Source organism: Marinobacter gudaonensis (assembly GCF_900115175.1).
Lineage (GTDB): Bacteria > Pseudomonadota > Gammaproteobacteria > Pseudomonadales > Oleiphilaceae > Marinobacter > Marinobacter gudaonensis.
Genome location: NZ_FOYV01000001.1, coordinates 572,746 through 589,555 on the forward strand (window position 1 = coordinate 572,746; position 16,810 = coordinate 589,555).

The following is a 16,810-nucleotide window of genomic DNA, read 5'->3' on the forward strand; positions in this document are numbered from 1 at the left end:
CAATCACCCAATGCTCTGTGGGCAAATAACCCGGTAAACGCCGCGCCACACCACAGGGTTGGTGGGGGCATAGACCAGTGAACGTGAAATCGCGGTCGCGGCCGTCCGGAACTCTCCGACCGACGCAAAATATCGGGCCTTTCGAGTAAAAAACATAGCCAGCCCCCTACGCCTCTCGGTGGAAGACAGGCAGTCACCGTGCCGCTCCAAAAAATCCAGAATGATCCGCTCATTCGCAGCAAAGCGACGACGTTTGTCAGAGGAAATCTGATCGGGCATTACACGATAACCCGCTACCAGTCTCGGGTCATAAAGGAATGAATACCGGGCAGAAAAACGAAGCCACAACTCGTAATCATCAGCCACTCCGTACTTGGGATCGAAGCCTCCCATCACATCAAAGCATTCGTGCCGAACCAGAGCAGTGGTAATACTCACGCTGTTGTCGGCCAGAAGTTGCGGTGTAATCCTGCCCGAATACCTGCGCATATTCTTGCGGCTGATTTCGTTCCCTTTTTCGTCAATCGTTATCTCATCACCGTGAACGATGTGCGCATCGGGGTGCCGTTCAAAAAGCTGCAGCTGACGCTCCAACTTCTCCGGAAACCAGATATCGTCGGAGTCCAAAAAGCCGACGTAGGCACCACGGGCATTATTTAGTGCCACATTTCTTGCCGCGCTCTGGCCTCTGTTGCTCTGGTAAATATAGTTGATGCGAGGCTCACTGAGATAAGGCTGCAAAACGGTAGCGGTATCGTCGGTTGATCCATCATCCACAATGAGCAACTCCCAGCGCCGTTCTGTCTGGGCCAGCACGCTCTCAACGGCAAGGCGAATGTATTTCGCCCGATTAAACGTAGGCGTTACGATGCTTACTATCGGGCCGGAAACCTCCACTGTTTTAGCCTCCATGCCCAAGCCATGCCTGAAACATCAAAACACCCCAGAGCGGATAGGCGTGGTCGTCTTTGCCTTTCAAGTGGGCTTCCCAAAGCCGTCGAATGGGCTCCGGATGAAAATAACCCTCCTCCCGGAGTCGACGCTCGCTCAGAAGCTCCTCAGCCCAATCTCTCAAGCTGGTTCTCAGCCAGTGGCCCAGTGGCACCGCGAATCCCTGTTTGGGGCGTTCCACTAACTCCTTCGGAACATACCGGTAGAGAACTTCCCGCAATACCCGCTTCCCTACCCCACCCGAATAATTAAGCTCGCTCGGAAGCCCCAAAGCGAACTCCACGATGCGTCTGTCCAGCAAAGGCACGCGTGTTTCGAGGCTGCATGCCATGGCAGCCCGATCCACTTTTACAAGGATATCGTCCGGCAGATACCAGTTGAGATCCAACCACATCAGGGTCTTGAGAGGATCGCCCAAGACAGCTTTGGGAACGGGCTGCGTCAGAGCATAGTCAGGTTCCTGCCCGTTCTTGACCAGACGCTCCGGCGCCGCCCAAAAGCTCACGCTTTGGCGATACCTCTCCGCCAGGGTACCGGCACTTGCCACCGCCGCTTCCTGACGCAAACGTTCCGCCAGGGAGGCGCGGGCCCGTTCACCCTGCCCCGGAACCAGTTTCTGAACAAGTCCAGCCACCAATTCCGGAGGCAAACTCGAAGCCCATTGGCGCATGCGGGCCTTGAGCTGCCCCCGACGATTCCAGGCATCAACGCTGCCCGGATATCGGGGGTAACCGCAAAACAGTTCATCGCCACCGTCTCCCGATAATGCAACGGTTACATGCTGGCGTGTCATCTCACTGACCAGGTAGGTTGGGATCTGGGAAGAATCGGCAAAGGGCTCGTCGTAAAGGGTTGGCAATTTCGGGATAAGCGCCAGGCCGTCGTCTGGAGAGACGTAGAGTTCAGTATGTTCAGTTCCCAAGTGAGCTGCCACGGCCTTGGCGTGTTCCGCCTCGTTGAAGCCGGCTTCCTTAAAACCGATGCTGAAGGTGCGTACCTGTTGGGTGGCCTGCTTTTGCATCATCGCCACCACGGTGGACGAATCAATGCCACCGGAGAGAAACGCTCCCAGGGGGACATCGGAGATCATTTGCTCACCAATCACTGTGGCAAGATGGCGCTCCAGTTCGTCCGCCGCCTCTTCAAGCGTCTGGACCTTTCTATCTGCAAAAGCCTCAGGCAGAGACCAGTAGGTCTCTGGCTCGGGCCAGCTTCCGGGCTTTCCTTCGAGATCGAATCGGATCAATGTAGCGGGAGGCAGCTTGCGAATATCCTGATAGATACTGTGCGGCCCCGGGATAAAGTTGTGCCGCAACAAGAGGGCAAGCGCATTTCGGTCAATCTTCCCTTGCCAGTCCGGGTGGGCACGCATTGCCTTCAGCTCCGAACCAAAGAGCAAAGTATCGCCCTGCCAGCCATAGTAGAGAGGCTTCTCGCCCGTGCGGTCGCGGGCAAGGAGAAGCTGTTCCACTTTACGGTCGACTAACGCGAAGGCAAACATGCCATTGAATCGATGAAGCGATTCTTCGACACCCCAGGCTTCAAAAGCTGCCAGCATTACCTCGGTGTCGGAATGCCCCCTGAAAGTGATTCCCAGTAGCTCCAAATCCTGCTTCAGGGTCAGGAAGTTATAAATTTCTCCGTTGAAGGCCATTACAAAACGGCCGGAGCTCGAAACCATTGGTTGGGCGCCCGCGGACGAAAGATCCTGAATAGAAAGCCGCCGGTGAACAAGCCCAAGCCGCCCCTCGCGCCAGACGCCTTCCTGGTCTGGCCCCCGGTGCTGAATAGCCCGCCCCATATCGACCAGAACCTTTTCCGCCGCTTCACTCAGAGCACCGGTCGACAACATGCCGCCAATCCCACACATGGCCTCAAGTACTCCTTCTCAACGGCGAGCGCTCAAGCACAAAAGAGCGCTCCTGGGGATTGAATGACAGACACCAAAACGACAAGCAAAACACCACGATAGCGAGCAGAACTGTTATCACTAACAACAAATAACTATCGATACCAACACTCCAACGCATCCAGGCGGTCACCGCGCCCATCAGTAAAAGGGGCAACACATTGGGCAACAGACTTTCGCGGAGATAGGTAGCTACAGAGACTTCCAGCTGTCGGCACGAATAGACGAGAAGCACAGGTTGAAGGACCAGTGAGGGTAATAAAGACGCTACTGCTACGCCCACCACACCATAGTGCTGAACAAGGAGAAGACTCAGCCCCAGGTTGACGACCGCGGAAATCGGCATCAGACGGGCAAAAATACCGTGCTTCCCTATAGCGGTGAGGTAGCGACTGCTGAACGGGTTGATCAGCGGCAGAACGGTAAAGCTCACCAATAGCAGCAAGATAATATCGGATTGTTCGGTGTACTCCGTGCCAATCCAAAGTGCGAGAAACGGCGTCCCAACGATTGCAGCGCCGATGCCCATAGCCATCACTAATCCGACGACTATCTTACTTGCCACCAGGTAGATCCCTTGAATCTTGTCGTTCTCAGAGCGTGCCGCAAGATCACTGAAAAGCGGCATAAACGCATGGGAAAGTGTCCAACCAAGTGTCTGAATATAACGTACAAGATTTTGGGGAATACTGTAGAAGGGAACCGTAGCCGGGCCGAGAAAGGCGCCGATGACCAGGGTATCCGTGGCATTCTCAACCCTTGTTGCTACGCCCTGGATAAAAGATTTGAAGCCGAATGTCATCAACTCGCGCAGCTTGGTTGCATTAAAATAGGCAAGCCGGAATACAATGCCGCCAAATGAAGGCCTCCTGAGAAGTACTCCGTAGATCAGGAACTTCAAGACCAATCCCACTGCGTTGACTAGTGCTAAAAGGAGCAGTGCGTTGGCTGGAGTAGCGAAGATGACAAAAACCGTTGCGCCAATAACGCTGTTAACGATAGTGATATTGTTCTTAATGTTGTAACGCTGGAAGCCTTCCAAGTAGCTTTCTGTCACGTACCCCGGGAACACTATCAACATCTGCCCGGCCAGTATCAATAAAAATATGGTGTACTTAAGTGGCTCCTCACCCTCTGGAGTCATCACATTGCTGAAGAGTAGCCCCCATCCTCCGAGCATCAGGGCAATCAGTAGGCCGATACCGGCCATGAAAACCAAAGTGGATGCATACACCGTGAGCAGACTGTGTTGATCTTCCTCTGCTTTGTATTTGGAAGCAAATCGGCTGATAGCCGGCTTGATGCCCAGATCCAGCATGCCCATATACCCCAACACTGCGGCCACCATCTCCCAAAGTCCATAATCATAGTTGCCGAGGAAATGGATGAAGATCGGGGTCATGATAAATGTCAGCGCCATTTTCACGATCATGACCAAGACGTTGGACCCAGTATTAACTACGAGCCTACGAAACATGCGACTGACTCCGGGAGCTCAGCATGCTGTCATATAGTGCTCGTAAACTCTGGGCCGGGCGATGAATTGAGAATCGCTCAACAGCTACCGGAACGTAATCGGTAAACTCCTCCCTGCGTGCTACAAGATTGTTACATTCATGGATAATCGCCTCCGCCAGTGCGCTGGCATCGCCCACCGGTACTTGACGGGAGGGAGAGCCCTCCAGAACTTCCTTTAATCCAATGCAGTTCGTTCCGATGATTGGAGTGCCTGCTGCCAGAGTTTCCATTGCCAACAACCCACACGCCTCCCAACGTGAAGGCATGACGACTAAATCGACACCTTTGATAGCCGCAGGCATGTCATCAGTTTGGGGCATCTGGTGAAAATAATCGCCTAGTCCTTTTTGACGTAAATACTCGTAATCCTCTCGAATAAATCCTCCCCAACCGAAAGTTGCAACATGAGGAACTACGCTCAAAGCTGAATCTTTTCTAAGCTCCTCAAGCGAATCGACCAGCGTGCGGAATCCCTTTTGCCCCATAAAACGCCCAAAAAATCCAATCAGAGGAGTGTTCTGATCAAGCCCTAATTCACCTTTGAGCTCGCGAGGGATACCATCGTTGAAAAATTTTGTATCAACCCCGTGAAGAATGCCGACCACCCGTTCCTCAGGTACGCTAGGGAAAAAACTTAAGAAATTCTCCCGCGCATCTTTGGTGACGGCATGAATGGCAGAAAGGCTAGAAAAACTCATCGATAATGCCCATCTCTTCAAATAACCGACAACGCCCTCGAACTGAGCCTCCAGAAAAACATCGTGCGCGGTCATCAAATGGGGAATTCGCCGACCAATAAGAGCAACGCCAGTTAGCGCTCCTGCCGAGAATCCATGAGAGTGTACAATTGAAAACCGACAGTTTTCTGCTTCCTTTCTCACTTGCTTTATAAAAGCCAACTTACCCTCGTTCGCAGGTATTACTGTAATGCGACCAGGAGGTAACACATCATAAATGTACGTGCTTAACCCTGAATCCGGCGCGATCAAGGTAAAAGAATAGCCTTCGAAACACGGCTGGCTGTATACATATCTGAAGAATGTCTTTATCCCACCAGCCGGCTGAAGGGCCGTTAATAATATATTCATCCTACCTTGCTCACCAATCCATGGGTCCTACGTCTTAATAACGAAGTTGACTCTGTCTCAGATTTAATGTCCAAACGCTTACTCAAAAGCCGAGCATAAACAATTGCGACGCCACCGAAAAGGTACCAGTAATATTGAGAAACGCCATAATAGTTAGTGCTGTATACTATATACATCCAAAACACAGCTATCATTGCGTTATTAAGTTTACGATAAAATTCCAAATCTACTCTGTCTCTATTATTTTTTAGCTCTATTTGATTTCGTCTAAATTGCTTATATATCTTTACCAAGAAACGCAAAAACAGAACGAAACCAATAACCCCTGTCTCGATGAGTAATTGGGCATATAGATTATGAGCAGCTTGGCGCCCGTAACCCAAGTTATACTTCGCTTCCCCAGTAGTGCCAATGCCGTGACCCACGACAGGTCTATTCATTCCCACTTGGAACTCATTTAGCATGCCTCTAAGTCTTCCTTCAGCGCTTGCTGCGTTACTTGTTTGTGACATACCAACAATCGAAAGATATCGATCCTTTTGCTGAGGCTCCATAATTGACCAGCCGGCCATACCAACTAGCAAACCAAGTGCAAGAAGCAGTACTTTTCGGCTAGAAGCCTTCCAGATCATAAAAGCGACGACAAGGAGAGCTAAAAATGCTCCCCTAGATGAAGTCAAAATCAGGGCATAAAGCAAACAAGGCATCAAAATCAGATATAAAATTCTTCCCTTGATACCTGATGGCCATAAAAGATAATGCAGGAAGGGTATTGCTGTTACCAAAATAAAGCCTAATCCATTAGGATTCACGACGTCGGAGGGCGCACCAGATAGTCGCATTGCAAACTCGCCATCTCCAATATAATTCCTCTGTCCCCAGTAGCCATGTACAATGTGTAGATAAAGTGGCTCAAGAACTCTAAAAACTTGGCACCCAACAAATACATATAAAAATACTACCAATCTTCTCTCACTATCAATAATAAGTGCTGTGAAAAACAAAAAAATAATAGCTTTGACAAATTCAGAGAGATTAGCCCTGAGAACGCTGCCTGGGTATTCAACGAGTGGTAGAGCTAGCGCCGCGTAGATCAGAAAAGCAAACAAAGCCTTGACGATTGGCTCCTTGGTCCAGCCCGAAAACTTTTGTCGCTGGATAAATAGCGAGAAGCCAATGATTAACACCAGTAACAAAGTCGGACGTAAATAGGCATAACCAGGTACTCTGGCAGGCATGTGAAGAAAGAAATCCACCAGGAAATACATATACAACCAGAAGGAGAAACTGCTAACTTCCCTCTGTTTCTGAGAGGCAGTTCGGATTCCAACAGTTCTCTTTAACCGCGTGGCTGGGCTAGTCATAAAGAGTCTTGAATGTTTCATTTCGCAACCGTTTTCCCAGCAGCTCTAAGCCCGAAATCGCCTTATTGAACTGGAACATATCGTCACTGCCGGAATGCCTGCGCAAGGCATAGCGCTGCGCTTGTCCCTGCGCATCTGCGTAGGCTACTACAGCTCCTGAAAAGCCTACCCTCTTTATGATTGGCACATGCGCCCCTACGAAATCAGAGGGTGTGCCATTGGGGTAACAAAATGAACGAGGCGCCCAACCCAAATGGTCATTAATTTCTTGATAGCACCCTGAAATCTCCATCTCGGCTTGTTCCGAATCCACCCTACCCAACGACGGATGGGTCACAGTATGGCCGCCGATTTCTATGCCACCATCCTGCATTTCCTCAAGTTGTTTCCAAGTCGCCGCCTGAAAAGCTTCGGGGCTCTGCTCGGGAAGGTCAACATCCCAACTTGCCGAAAGATTCTCAATAAACTCATGCTTTTTGGCATCAGGAAGCGTTAAAAGATGTTGGACGAGTTCGCCGAAAAGCTTTTCAAGCTCGCCAGAATCTCCGCTAGTTAAAACATTCCTACCATTAAACTTAATGTACCCTCCATTTGGAGCACTTTTTTCAAGCAACCACCGAAGTTGGTCGGGCCACAGCCAAAGCCGCTGGTCAACAAACCCGGTGGTAACATAAAAAGTTGCAGGAACCCCGTGGCGCTTTAAAATCGGCCAAGCTACTTCATAGAAATCTCTATAACCATCGTCGACTGTAATAGCCACGGCATGTTTTGGAGTACCTTCGCCCTCATATAATGCCGCAACTAATTCAGAAACGGTCATGGGATTATAATGCTTTGCGATAAAAGCCACTTGGTTCTCAAAGACTTCGGATGACACATGTCCTTTAGCTGGAAACTTTGAAAAACGGTGATACATCAGAATGCGGGGCTGACTGGCCGTCAGGAATTGAGCAAGGCGATAGCCTCCGAACTGACCAGCAAGCCGAACAAAAGGAGATAACCCCATCACTTACACATCCTTCGACGAAAAACTGAAATGCCCACGGCCAAGCGTTGAAAGCCTGTCGTAAAGTTCTAAGTGGGACTCAACCATTTTATGTAAATTATGGCGTTCGCCTGCCAGCATACGTCCCCGGCGGCCCATCTCCTTGGCTACTTCCGGCTCCCCGCATACCCGCCCCAAAAAATCCGCCAATTCACCGAAATCCCCTATTGAGTACAACCAACCCGTATTCCCGTGCACTACCGCTTCACGATTTCCACCAACATTCGAGGCGATTACAGGAAGACCCGCCTCCATATATTCCACGATCGCGTTTGAGTATCCTTCGGATTCGGAACACAGAATACCTACGTGACCATATGCCAGGCAGGCGTCGACATCGTTTCTGCGACCCAAAAAGTGCACCTGACCACTCACCCCTAATTTTTGCGCGGTTTCCTTCAATACTTTTTGATCACCGCCACCCAGAATCACGAGATGAAGGAATACGCCCTGCTCTTTCAATACCCGCAGCGCCTCTAACGCATCGGATATTCTTTTGATCGGTCGGAGATTGGCAACGAGCATCGCCATTGGCGCTTCTCCTATGGTCTCTCGCAAGCGTTCGAGTTCCGCCACCTTCGGCAAGTCATCCCGAGACTTCGGCACATAACCGTTATAAATAACTTGTATCCGATCGAGGGCTATACCTTCCTTGTCATGGGTTACTTGGCGAACCGCCTCGCTGTTGACCACTACCTGATCTACGAACCGTCCTGTTTGCCTGAGGAGCTTGAGGTATAACGGAGTATACCAGTAACCCATATCGCGCCGGGATATGATCGTTCTAATACCAGTTGATCGAAACAGTGGCGGAGCGACTACGGAGGCATCGTTAAAGAAAACGTGGGCGACCTTGATGCCGTTCTTTCTAGCGCGCCGTGCATAGCGCCAAAAACTGAGCCAGGTTCGGGGGTCCCTCAGGCTAGCATGGCCCAGTACATCTACGGGACAGGGCATTTCTCCGTTTTCAACGAAAGGACTGGATCGAAGAACCAGTAAACGCGGGGTAATTCCCTCTGCGGGAAGGTGGCTTATCAGCTTGAAAAGCTGGCTTTCCGTGCCTGCATATGGATTTACAAACTGGTCCATCACAAACAGGACCACTTCCTTGTCAAACATAACTTTACCTCTATGGAGTCAAGCACTAATTGGACAATTCATGGCCGACTAGCACTTTAACAGCCCTCACTGGATCCAGCAGTCCCGATTTTAACAGGAGCGGTAAGGCTTCCAAACGGCGGCCCTGCCGCCAATATGTTTGTCCAAGCCGAAAGTTGAGGACTGCAGCGCGTTTTCTTATGGTTGCTGCGCGGTATGGATATCGACCTCTCGCTCTATCGAGAATTTCAAACCCAGTTTTCCAGCGTCGCTCAAGCCCTTTGTTACTAATTGAGTCCTCATGCTTTCGGTAGCAAAAAGCCGCTTCCGGCACGTAGGCAACTTTCGTCTCCTCAAAAAGCCTTAAAGCCATATCGTGATCCTGCCCAGCTCTGAACTCCTCTGCGAATCCTCCAACTCGTTTATATACGTCTTTTCTGACCATAGCGCCTCCGGGAAGAGCTATATAGCAGTCGAGTAATAAGCCGTTCGGGTCTCCACGCTCAACATGGTCCGCCCCAAGCGTATTGAAGCCCAGTGGCTCCCCCTTCTCGTCAATCGCTTTTCCATAGCCGTATACCAAACCAATGTCGGGATGGCTTTCCAAAAACTCTACATGCCGCCGAACCGCGCCCCGTTCAAGCAAATCATCGCTATCTAATATTACAATTGCATCTCCCGAAGCATTCGAAATGCCCAAATTAATCGAAGCTGACTGACCCTTATTAGCTCTTCGCGGATGATAATATAATTCCAAGCTACCGTTTTCTTGAAACCCTTTAAGTATTTCGTATGTTCTGTCTGACGAACCATCATCAACGGCGATTATTTCAATATTGTCGTAATCTTGGCTTCGAATTGACTCTACAGCCTCAGATATAAATTTCTCCCGATTAAACGCAGGGATGATGACACTGACACTCAACATACTCTTTTCACCCATACCGCCTCCTTGCTTGCATCGATCGGGCCAGCTCTTAGAACTATGGAGTAAAGCTTTCTTACTCCCTTGACACCACTTCCTCTGACTGCCATCAGGCTGTATCCTAGCTTTATTGGAACCCGTGACGTGAAACAGTAAGTGACAAAGGACTGTTGGCCATGAGGACTGTATCACTTTTTCTTGTTCTTGTATTTTTGGTAGGGAGCGCAGACGCAGCGCTCATAACACATCGCTTTGAAACTCCAAACATGCTCGATGCTGGGACGCTCACCCTGAGCGGTCGTTCAAGCAATTGGAGTGTCACATTGGACAGTGACCTTTGGACGATTATTGACGCGAGCCTAGAGGTCGACGGCTTATTTTTTGGTGGAAGCAGAGTTTCGAGCAATTTTTCCAAGGCCGACTGGTCTTATAATCCAACGATATCCTCGTGGGAATCTAACGTGCCCGCTCTTTTGTTTTTCGGTAACGCCAATGTAACTTATCATCTCGAGCTTGGCGTTGCCGAAATACCAATTCGCAAGGAACAAAACCCAATACTCACCTTCCCAAACGACATCAACCGTGCCTGGTTCTTAACCGAGTTCAAGCAATCTTCATCTTCATCCTTTATATTGAACAGCAAGCATGTCCACTCCGAAATCACTACAGTTCCGGAACCTGCCCCCCTGGCACTTTTGGTTCTTGGGCTTTGCTTCGTCTGGGCCTTAAAAGGCATAAGGGGCTCTATGTACCCGCCTAGAATCGAATGCAGACTATCGTCATCGGCATAGAGCCGCTCCGAAAAATAGGAAGCTACAGGCCAAGCATCGCTTTGAGCTCTGTCACAAGGTAAGAAACTTTACAAACACGCGCTCCTAATGATGTAAACTGATGTTAAATGGTCGCTCGAAGGCAGGATCGTCATGTCATTTACATCTCCTCACAAGAATGCATTCTTTAGTGCAATTTTTACTGCTTTCCCTTTCATGTATTGCGTTGCAGCTCCAACTATTGAGACCGCAACTGTGACCAATGGCTCCATAACTATTAGCGGTGAGGGATTCGGGACGAAAAGCTCCCCAGCCCCGATACTGTGGGTCTTCGGCGAAGACGTTCGAGAGAATGGCGTAGCGACCAAAAAAGACAGCGGCATTGCAATAGGCTCAGCTGTACCTGCTGGCCTGGGTGCGGAGGATAGCCTTTGGGCGCGCGGGGGAGGCGTTAAGTACGATTATGAGGCAAGAACGCCTGCCTTGTCCCATAGCTACAGGTCCGAAAACGATGGATGGCTTGGCTGGCCTTACGCATTTGGGGGCGAGGATACTCCATATTCTGAAAAAGCCTTCGTATCGTGGCGCATAAAGCCATCTGGTGATATCAATGCTTACAAAGAAGTTGCGCTGGTTGATTTACAGGGCGAGTTCAATCAAGGCTCTAACCAGTTTACGCCAGGAGAATCGATCACGATCGCTGCCCCAGATGGAAGCACGAAGCAGGGACACATAGTCTCAGTCGATAAACAAAATGGGCGCGTGCACATAGAGGCTCCTGCCACAACCTCAAGCCATTTCAGGAAAGCTACGATCACGGGAAACAGCAGTAGAGCAACCGCATTAGTTGATTCAGAAATATTCTACGCGTCAAGTCTATCAGGAAAATACTTTCGGTCTTATGAGACCGTAGGGGGCGCAGGTACGCATGCTGTAATGTCAACAAATCGCTGGATCTCCGTTCAGTTTGATGAAGCATACAACGAACTGAGACGCGCCTACGAAACGCCATCAGGCATGGGTTACGGTGTGCCTTACGTTTCCAAAACGACTGACTGGCAGTTAATGGAAGCTTTCATCGACCTATCTGGTGATTATGGCAATGGCTACATCAGCTTGAATAACCAAAACCGTAAATGGTTTTATAATCTTTATATCGCTGACTCAAAACCGAACTATGCTGGACCTACTATCTCAAATATTGGTTGGGAGGCCGCTGGAGGATCGGACACAGTCAATGTAGCGCTGAATTTTGGCGAGATCTATTTTGACAAAACTCCTCAAAGAGTTGTCCTTAGTAACAGCGAAAATTACCTGGAAATGGGTAAAGATCAAGAGTTTCAGTTTATAAACCACTGGGATCAAAACAAAATTGTTGTAGAAGAACGCTTTGGCGGGCTTGATCCCAACCAGGCAGTCTACTTGTACGTTTTTGATGAACAGAATAAGGGAAATGAAACAGGCTTTTGCGTCGTAAACTGCGGCAATGTACAACGCCCGCCATCCAGCATTGAACTCATGGTCGAATAGTAACCACCCATGTTGAGAAAAAGGCCTAGAGAACTAGGCCTTTTTTTTCGACTTAAAAGTATCAGCGATTACATTAATACAGCTATTTATCAGACCGCAGGACCTTCCATAATAATAAATATAACTAACTAAAACTGCTGAAGGTATTCGTCTATATTCGAGATTCTCTATCCCGACTTTCTTAATATTCTTTACTAAAAACATGAAAGGAGATATGACAAGAAAGGCAGCGCCATACAGCACCAGAAGATCCTGCGATAGAAGATAAATTAACAAGGAAATATTGGAAAAGGTGAACGCTAAAACAGAAAAGAACATTAGATCGTTGAATCCAGTCTGTGAGTTCAGATAACTCGACGAGTGCCAATACTCTCTTTTGAAAAATCCTTTGATCGTAGTAGGGTACCCTAAGTGGACGACAAAGCACTCTTTTAGAAATAGCAACCTGTATCCTAGGCTGGCGATATCGCGGGAAAGCTTCGTATCTTCGCCAGCATTAATCGACTCGTCAAATCCATTGAGCTTTCGGAACAAATTCGCCTTTACCAAAAAGCTGCCACCGGCAAGACTTGTAACTTGCTCATCACTACCCTCTTTTCCTAGTTTCCATCCTTTCTCAATCCACGAAGGCTCTTCCCTTAACAAACAGCCACCCCCCACAGCACCGACATTCTCCTTTTTCAATGCAGATACACCAGCACTGAGCCAGTTTGGCTGAGCTATACAGTCGGAATCAATAAACGCTAGGATATCTCCTCTGGAGTGTGCAACTCCAAAATTTCGAACTGCACCAACCTTAACGGCTGGTTTCGACAAAACCCTTACATCGAAACGCTGAGCCTCTGCCACAGTGTTATCAGATGAGCCATTATCAACAACAATAATCTCGTACCTGTCATCGGGATAGTTCTGGGAAATTAGCGCCGCCAAGCACTTCCCTATATGATCTCCTTCGTTATAGGCGGGGATGACAATCGAGACAAATGGATATTCTTCAGTTTCCATTCCTTTTACCATCAAAATTTAGTGTATTTCTTCCAACTGCTGTTCAAAATAGGGCTTTTTTCCGTCAACTTTCTCCGTATTTGAAAGCTCAATTTCTATAGGGACACCAAGCTCAGAAAGAACAAAGTCTATGACAAATGCTTTAATTCTATTTTCTTCCGCCTCGTCACATCCATTTATGTTCATATGAAATACTCCAACTTCATTCTGTACAAAACGGAACGAGAATACTTTGTCAACACGGACCATATAGTGTTCAAGTGCTCTACTGAAAATTACTGCATGAAATCGCTTCCCATCTGCTCCATAGGCTATCTGATTTATAGTTCGCCCTTTTATCTCGCCTACACACTTGAAGCTACCGAATGCCCCGCATTCCGAATGATATATCTCCGCAACATCCCCAATGCTGTACCTGATAAGTGGCTGGGAACAACGACTCAAATCCGAAACAAGAAGCTCTTCGCTCTCACGCTCTAGATGAATCCAAGGATTGACCAGATGGCGGTGTCTACGTCGGCACTCGAAAGCTATAACATCAAACTCGGTTGACCCGTACTCTTCTATTACTGGAACTGCAAAGGTACTTTCTATGTACGCCTTTTGGGGCGGCATAATCGCTTCAGCTGTTACCACTATTCCGCGTAATCGAGGTAGTTTGACTGGGTTTTCCTTAACGATCCGAGTAGCTTCGAGCACCATGGAAGAGTAGCCATAAATGTAGACAGGGTTCCACCTGGCAAGCTTCTGCAAGAATACTTCCGGTTCATCGGCGACGGCATCAAATATTTGTCGATGCAGAAGAAAGTTTTTTAGGTCGTTCCTGAAACCATTGGTTGCGCGCCCCCAAAAACGCGCTTCGCGACTTCCAAGCCGAAAGCCATGGTTCTTGAAGCAGTAATCCCTTACAGCGAGCAGCTTTGATAGCTCATCTTTGTTCAGTACTACCGTAGTCGGGCTGCTTGTTGTTCCCGCAGTCTTTCGAATGAATGATCCTTTTGCAGATTTCTCAATAATAGTAGAGCCCCGGCTCTTAAAATTGCTCTTCGTCATTATTGGCAATCTCGAAAAACTGTCAAAGTCGCAGATTACTTTTCCAGATTCATCTTTTAGCCCGAGCCCATTTAAAAATTCGAGCTGTTTTTCCCTTTGCTCTTCTTCATTAAGCCTCCAGAACTCTTCAATGAAATTCAAATAGCTGGACAGATGGACTCCCACAGCCCGAAAAAATACTCGTGTAATAAAATACCTAAATAAATTGGTAAAATTTTTCATAGAAGCCTGGAGAAGATTCTTATTTATCTAGTTTATATAAAATCACTTCAAATTACTTCTGAATATATACTCAAGTATTTCTTTGCCATCAACTCACCAGTATAAATTTCTCGAAATCGCTGCTCTGCTAATTCTGCAGTTTGCGCTCGGTTAATTTTTCCTGTTACAAAATGATCGAGAGCATTAACTAGTTCATCTTCTGAATTGGGATTAAAAAGATAACCCGCCCGTCCGTGATCTAACGCTTCAGGAATGCCTCCCACGGCGCTCGCAGCTATCGGCAAGCCTGAACGCATAGCCTCTAATAAAGTTATCGGCAGACCTTCAGTTAGAGAGGGTATAACCAACAGATCAGCGCTTTTCATTAAATCCGGGACGTCACTTCGATAGCCTAGGAAGTGAACTTTGTGTTCGCACTCCAGCCCTTTGGCAAGCCGTTCCAAGTGTGTTCTTAAATGGCCCTCTCCCACAATAAAAACCTCAATCGCTGCATTAGCAACTCTACAGTTTGCTAATGCTCTTATTAGGAGAGCTATATTCTTTTCCGGCGATAATCTACCTACAACCAAGATTTTAAAAGATGCGTCGAAGCGCGTCGGCAACGTTCCAGAGGGCGCGTGCAATGCTCTGCTCGGACCTAGCCCGTTCTCTACGATGGCTGTTTTACTGTAAGAAACACGAGCTAAACCCTTTAGGTTTCTCATGTGTCCACTCACAAGGCAAACCTTATCTAATCGGCGCAGTACAAACTGGTCTACGAGCTCGTACACCCACATTTTGCTCCACCGACGAGCGTGCACATAACCATGTACCGTTGTCACCAAAGGGAGCTGTCGTAACCCCCGAGGCAAGATTCCTAACAAGATATTGAATTTATAGCCATGAGAATGCAGAACATGGAAGCGTTCCTTTCTGGCCCATCTCGCAATCGTAAGCGCCTGTTTGAAATTTAAACCCGGTTCCAATCGCCATACGACGATTGGCAAGTCAAGCTTTCTTGCTTCTAGTTCCAAAGCCTTCTCTTTAGTGCCTAGCTCACCAGCACTTAGTATCACTGGTTCGATGCCCAGTTTGATCTGCTCAGCAACGAGTGTAAGCAGCATTTTCTCGGCGCCATAGAGCCCGCCGCTGTCAATAAGATGCAGCACCTTAATATCTGTCATTGGCGCTTTCCGGAGCTTTATTCCCTAGAATTTTGGTGGTGGCGATTTCTGGGCCCGGTTTATCACGGTGTTGGTAGTGGCGCTTAAGTCGAAGAAACGGAGTTTCCAAAAGGTGATAGGAGGCGGCCGCCATCATTAAACCGATTGCAACGCCCGCTACCACCTGGAGCGCTTCCGGCAACATGTTAAGTTTAAGGCCAGCCTCTAGCCCGCGTACATGCCAGAGATAAATGGGGTATGACAAAAGTCCCAGGTAGACCACAACCCGGTGGTTCAGCCATCCAAACACCTTCCCTTGAGACAGCAGGATCAGTTGCACCAACAACACTGCCAGCAGAATTGCATCTATGGTAAATGCCGGGCCATACTCATAATGGTAGTTGGCGACCGAACGGGATAGACCTAGAAAAGCCAATGTGACCAGAGGCATCCAGGGCTGACTAGAAACAGTCTCCGCCACTCGCTGTACGCGCTCCCTTTCCAAGAGGAAGGCCATCAGGCAGCCAATAGCAAGGTTATCGAAGCGGGTGTCAAAGGCGTTGTAGGCCCAGGAGTTGCCCCAATCGAGTACGCTGACCACGACGCTACGCCAAATCATCACCAACACCGCTAGTACAACGAGGCATTTTATCGCCCACGCCCTACCCGCTCTCAATAAGACGATAAAGAGAATGGGCCATAACAGGTAAAACTGTTCCTCTATGGCAAGAGACCACAAGTGCGCAACCGACGAGGAGGGATGGCCTTCTATCGCGTTGTAGTAATTCATTAGGTAGGTAAGACTTGGCCACAGCACTTCTTTGGCGTGGGGGTCACCTCGCATGAAGTCCCAAGATAGCGTGACGAACACGAAGACGTAATAGGCTGGAAAAATGCGCAGTGAACGGCGCAGGTAAAAGTCACGTAAGGACACCCGTCCGGTCAGAGCGTGTTCTTTAATTAGCAACCAGGTGATCAGGAACCCACTAAGCACGAAAAAGCCGGCGACGCCGTGCCGGGCAGAAAAGAAAACTTCGATACCTGCGTGATAAAACACCACAGAAGCAACAGCGACCATGCGAAAGCCGTCCAGGCCCGGCAACTGGCGTTGCTGTAGCAGATGCGCAAGCCTCGGCTGATTATCTGCCATGACCGGTTTTTTGCCGTCGCCTAATTAAAAACGAGTTATA

14 protein-coding genes are annotated in these 16,810 nt (G+C 48.7%); 2 read left to right on the forward strand and 12 right to left on the reverse strand.

The window, feature by feature from the left end; translation table 11 throughout:
• Positions 1-3: 3 nt before the first annotated feature.
• The 8 genes from BM344_RS02605 to BM344_RS02640 form a co-directional block, all read right to left on the reverse strand.
• Positions 4-912 (reverse strand): glycosyltransferase, encoded by a 909-nt coding sequence (locus BM344_RS02605; RefSeq protein WP_091985676.1) that lies wholly within the window; start codon positions 910-912, stop codon positions 4-6.
• A complete protein-coding gene (gene asnB / locus BM344_RS02610; RefSeq protein WP_091985679.1) occupies positions 902-2,821 on the reverse strand; it encodes an asparagine synthase (glutamine-hydrolyzing) in 1,920 nt (639 codons plus the stop codon). The genes BM344_RS02605 and asnB overlap by 11 nt, the downstream gene beginning before the upstream one ends.
• 4 nt (positions 2,822-2,825) lie before the next feature.
• Positions 2,826-4,337, reverse strand: coding sequence for an oligosaccharide flippase family protein (locus BM344_RS02615; protein WP_091985681.1), 1,512 nt, complete (start codon positions 4,335-4,337; stop codon positions 2,826-2,828).
• Positions 4,327-5,466 (reverse strand): glycosyltransferase family 4 protein, encoded by a 1,140-nt coding sequence (locus BM344_RS02620; RefSeq protein WP_091985684.1) that lies wholly within the window; start codon positions 5,464-5,466, stop codon positions 4,327-4,329. The genes BM344_RS02615 and BM344_RS02620 overlap by 11 nt, the downstream gene beginning before the upstream one ends.
• Entirely contained in the window at positions 5,463-6,704 is a 1,242-nt protein-coding gene (locus BM344_RS02625; protein WP_228143531.1) for an O-antigen ligase family protein, read from the reverse strand. The genes BM344_RS02620 and BM344_RS02625 overlap by 4 nt, the downstream gene beginning before the upstream one ends.
• 118 nt (positions 6,705-6,822) lie before the next feature.
• The gene (locus BM344_RS02630; protein ID WP_091990714.1) at positions 6,823-7,836 is read right to left on the reverse strand and encodes a polysaccharide deacetylase family protein; all 1,014 of its coding nucleotides are present in this window, start codon (positions 7,834-7,836) and stop codon (positions 6,823-6,825) included.
• Between the two features lie 3 nt (positions 7,837-7,839).
• Positions 7,840-8,994 (reverse strand): glycosyltransferase, encoded by a 1,155-nt coding sequence (locus BM344_RS02635; protein ID WP_091985688.1) that lies wholly within the window; start codon positions 8,992-8,994, stop codon positions 7,840-7,842.
• A gap of 25 nt (positions 8,995-9,019) precedes the next feature.
• Positions 9,020-9,916, reverse strand: coding sequence for a glycosyltransferase family 2 protein (locus BM344_RS02640; protein ID WP_228143532.1), 897 nt, complete (start codon positions 9,914-9,916; stop codon positions 9,020-9,022).
• A gap of 158 nt (positions 9,917-10,074) precedes the next feature.
• Between BM344_RS02640 and BM344_RS17485 the strand changes: the two genes are divergently transcribed.
• Together BM344_RS17485 and BM344_RS17490 are read left to right on the forward strand one after the other, a co-directional pair.
• On the forward strand, positions 10,075-10,689 hold the full coding sequence (locus BM344_RS17485; RefSeq protein WP_139229617.1) for a hypothetical protein: 615 nt from the start codon (positions 10,075-10,077) through the stop codon (positions 10,687-10,689).
• Positions 10,690-10,821: 132 nt separating this feature from the next.
• Positions 10,822-12,198, forward strand: coding sequence for a hypothetical protein (locus tag BM344_RS17490; protein WP_139229618.1), 1,377 nt, complete (start codon positions 10,822-10,824; stop codon positions 12,196-12,198).
• Positions 12,199-12,231: 33 nt separating this feature from the next.
• Here the strand turns inward: BM344_RS17490 and BM344_RS02650 are convergent, their stop codons facing one another.
• The 4 genes from BM344_RS02650 to BM344_RS02665 all read right to left on the reverse strand — a co-directional run bounded on the left by BM344_RS02650 (position 12,232) and on the right by BM344_RS02665 (position 16,770).
• A complete protein-coding gene (locus tag BM344_RS02650) occupies positions 12,232-13,203 on the reverse strand; it encodes a glycosyltransferase (RefSeq protein ID WP_167363204.1) in 972 nt (323 codons plus the stop codon).
• An 18-nt stretch (positions 13,204-13,221) separates the two neighbouring features.
• A complete protein-coding gene (locus BM344_RS02655) occupies positions 13,222-14,397 on the reverse strand; it encodes a phenylacetate--CoA ligase family protein (RefSeq protein WP_139229620.1) in 1,176 nt (391 codons plus the stop codon).
• A gap of 128 nt (positions 14,398-14,525) precedes the next feature.
• Positions 14,526-15,641: a glycosyltransferase gene (locus BM344_RS02660; protein WP_091985698.1), complete on the reverse strand. Its 1,116-nt coding sequence runs from the start codon at positions 15,639-15,641 to the stop codon at positions 14,526-14,528.
• Positions 15,628-16,770 carry an acyltransferase family protein gene (locus BM344_RS02665; RefSeq protein ID WP_091985701.1) on the reverse strand — a complete coding sequence of 381 codons (1,143 nt, stop codon included), beginning with the start codon at positions 16,768-16,770 and terminating at the stop codon, positions 15,628-15,630. The genes BM344_RS02660 and BM344_RS02665 overlap by 14 nt, the downstream gene beginning before the upstream one ends.
• Between the last annotated feature and the right edge of the window lie 40 nt (positions 16,771-16,810).

What these genes read in the sequence shown, in the direction of transcription:
- BM344_RS02640 (WP_228143532.1), bottom strand. Translation starts at nt 9,916, where the DNA reads ATGGGTGAAAAGAGTATGTTGAGTGTCAGTGTCATCATCCCTGCGTTT.
- BM344_RS17490 (WP_139229618.1), top strand. Translation starts at nt 10,822, where the DNA reads ATGTCATTTACATCTCCTCACAAGAATGCATTCTTTAGTGCAATTTTT.
- BM344_RS17485 (WP_139229617.1), top strand. Translation starts at nt 10,075, where the DNA reads ATGAGGACTGTATCACTTTTTCTTGTTCTTGTATTTTTGGTAGGGAGC.
- BM344_RS02605 (WP_091985676.1), bottom strand. Translation starts at nt 912, where the DNA reads ATGGAGGCTAAAACAGTGGAGGTTTCCGGCCCGATAGTAAGCATCGTA.
- BM344_RS02625 (WP_228143531.1), bottom strand. Translation starts at nt 6,704, where the DNA reads ATGCCTGCCAGAGTACCTGGTTATGCCTATTTACGTCCGACTTTGTTA.
- BM344_RS02630 (WP_091990714.1), bottom strand. Translation starts at nt 7,836, where the DNA reads ATGGGGTTATCTCCTTTTGTTCGGCTTGCTGGTCAGTTCGGAGGCTAT.
- BM344_RS02615 (WP_091985681.1), bottom strand. Translation starts at nt 4,337, where the DNA reads ATGTTTCGTAGGCTCGTAGTTAATACTGGGTCCAACGTCTTGGTCATG.
- asnB (WP_091985679.1), bottom strand. Translation starts at nt 2,821, where the DNA reads ATGTGTGGGATTGGCGGCATGTTGTCGACCGGTGCTCTGAGTGAAGCG.
- BM344_RS02665 (WP_091985701.1), bottom strand. Translation starts at nt 16,770, where the DNA reads ATGGCAGATAATCAGCCGAGGCTTGCGCATCTGCTACAGCAACGCCAG.
- BM344_RS02650 (WP_167363204.1), bottom strand. Translation starts at nt 13,203, where the DNA reads ATGGAAACTGAAGAATATCCATTTGTCTCGATTGTCATCCCCGCCTAT.
- BM344_RS02660 (WP_091985698.1), bottom strand. Translation starts at nt 15,641, where the DNA reads ATGACAGATATTAAGGTGCTGCATCTTATTGACAGCGGCGGGCTCTAT.
- BM344_RS02620 (WP_091985684.1), bottom strand. Translation starts at nt 5,466, where the DNA reads ATGAATATATTATTAACGGCCCTTCAGCCGGCTGGTGGGATAAAGACA.
- BM344_RS02635 (WP_091985688.1), bottom strand. Translation starts at nt 8,994, where the DNA reads ATGTTTGACAAGGAAGTGGTCCTGTTTGTGATGGACCAGTTTGTAAAT.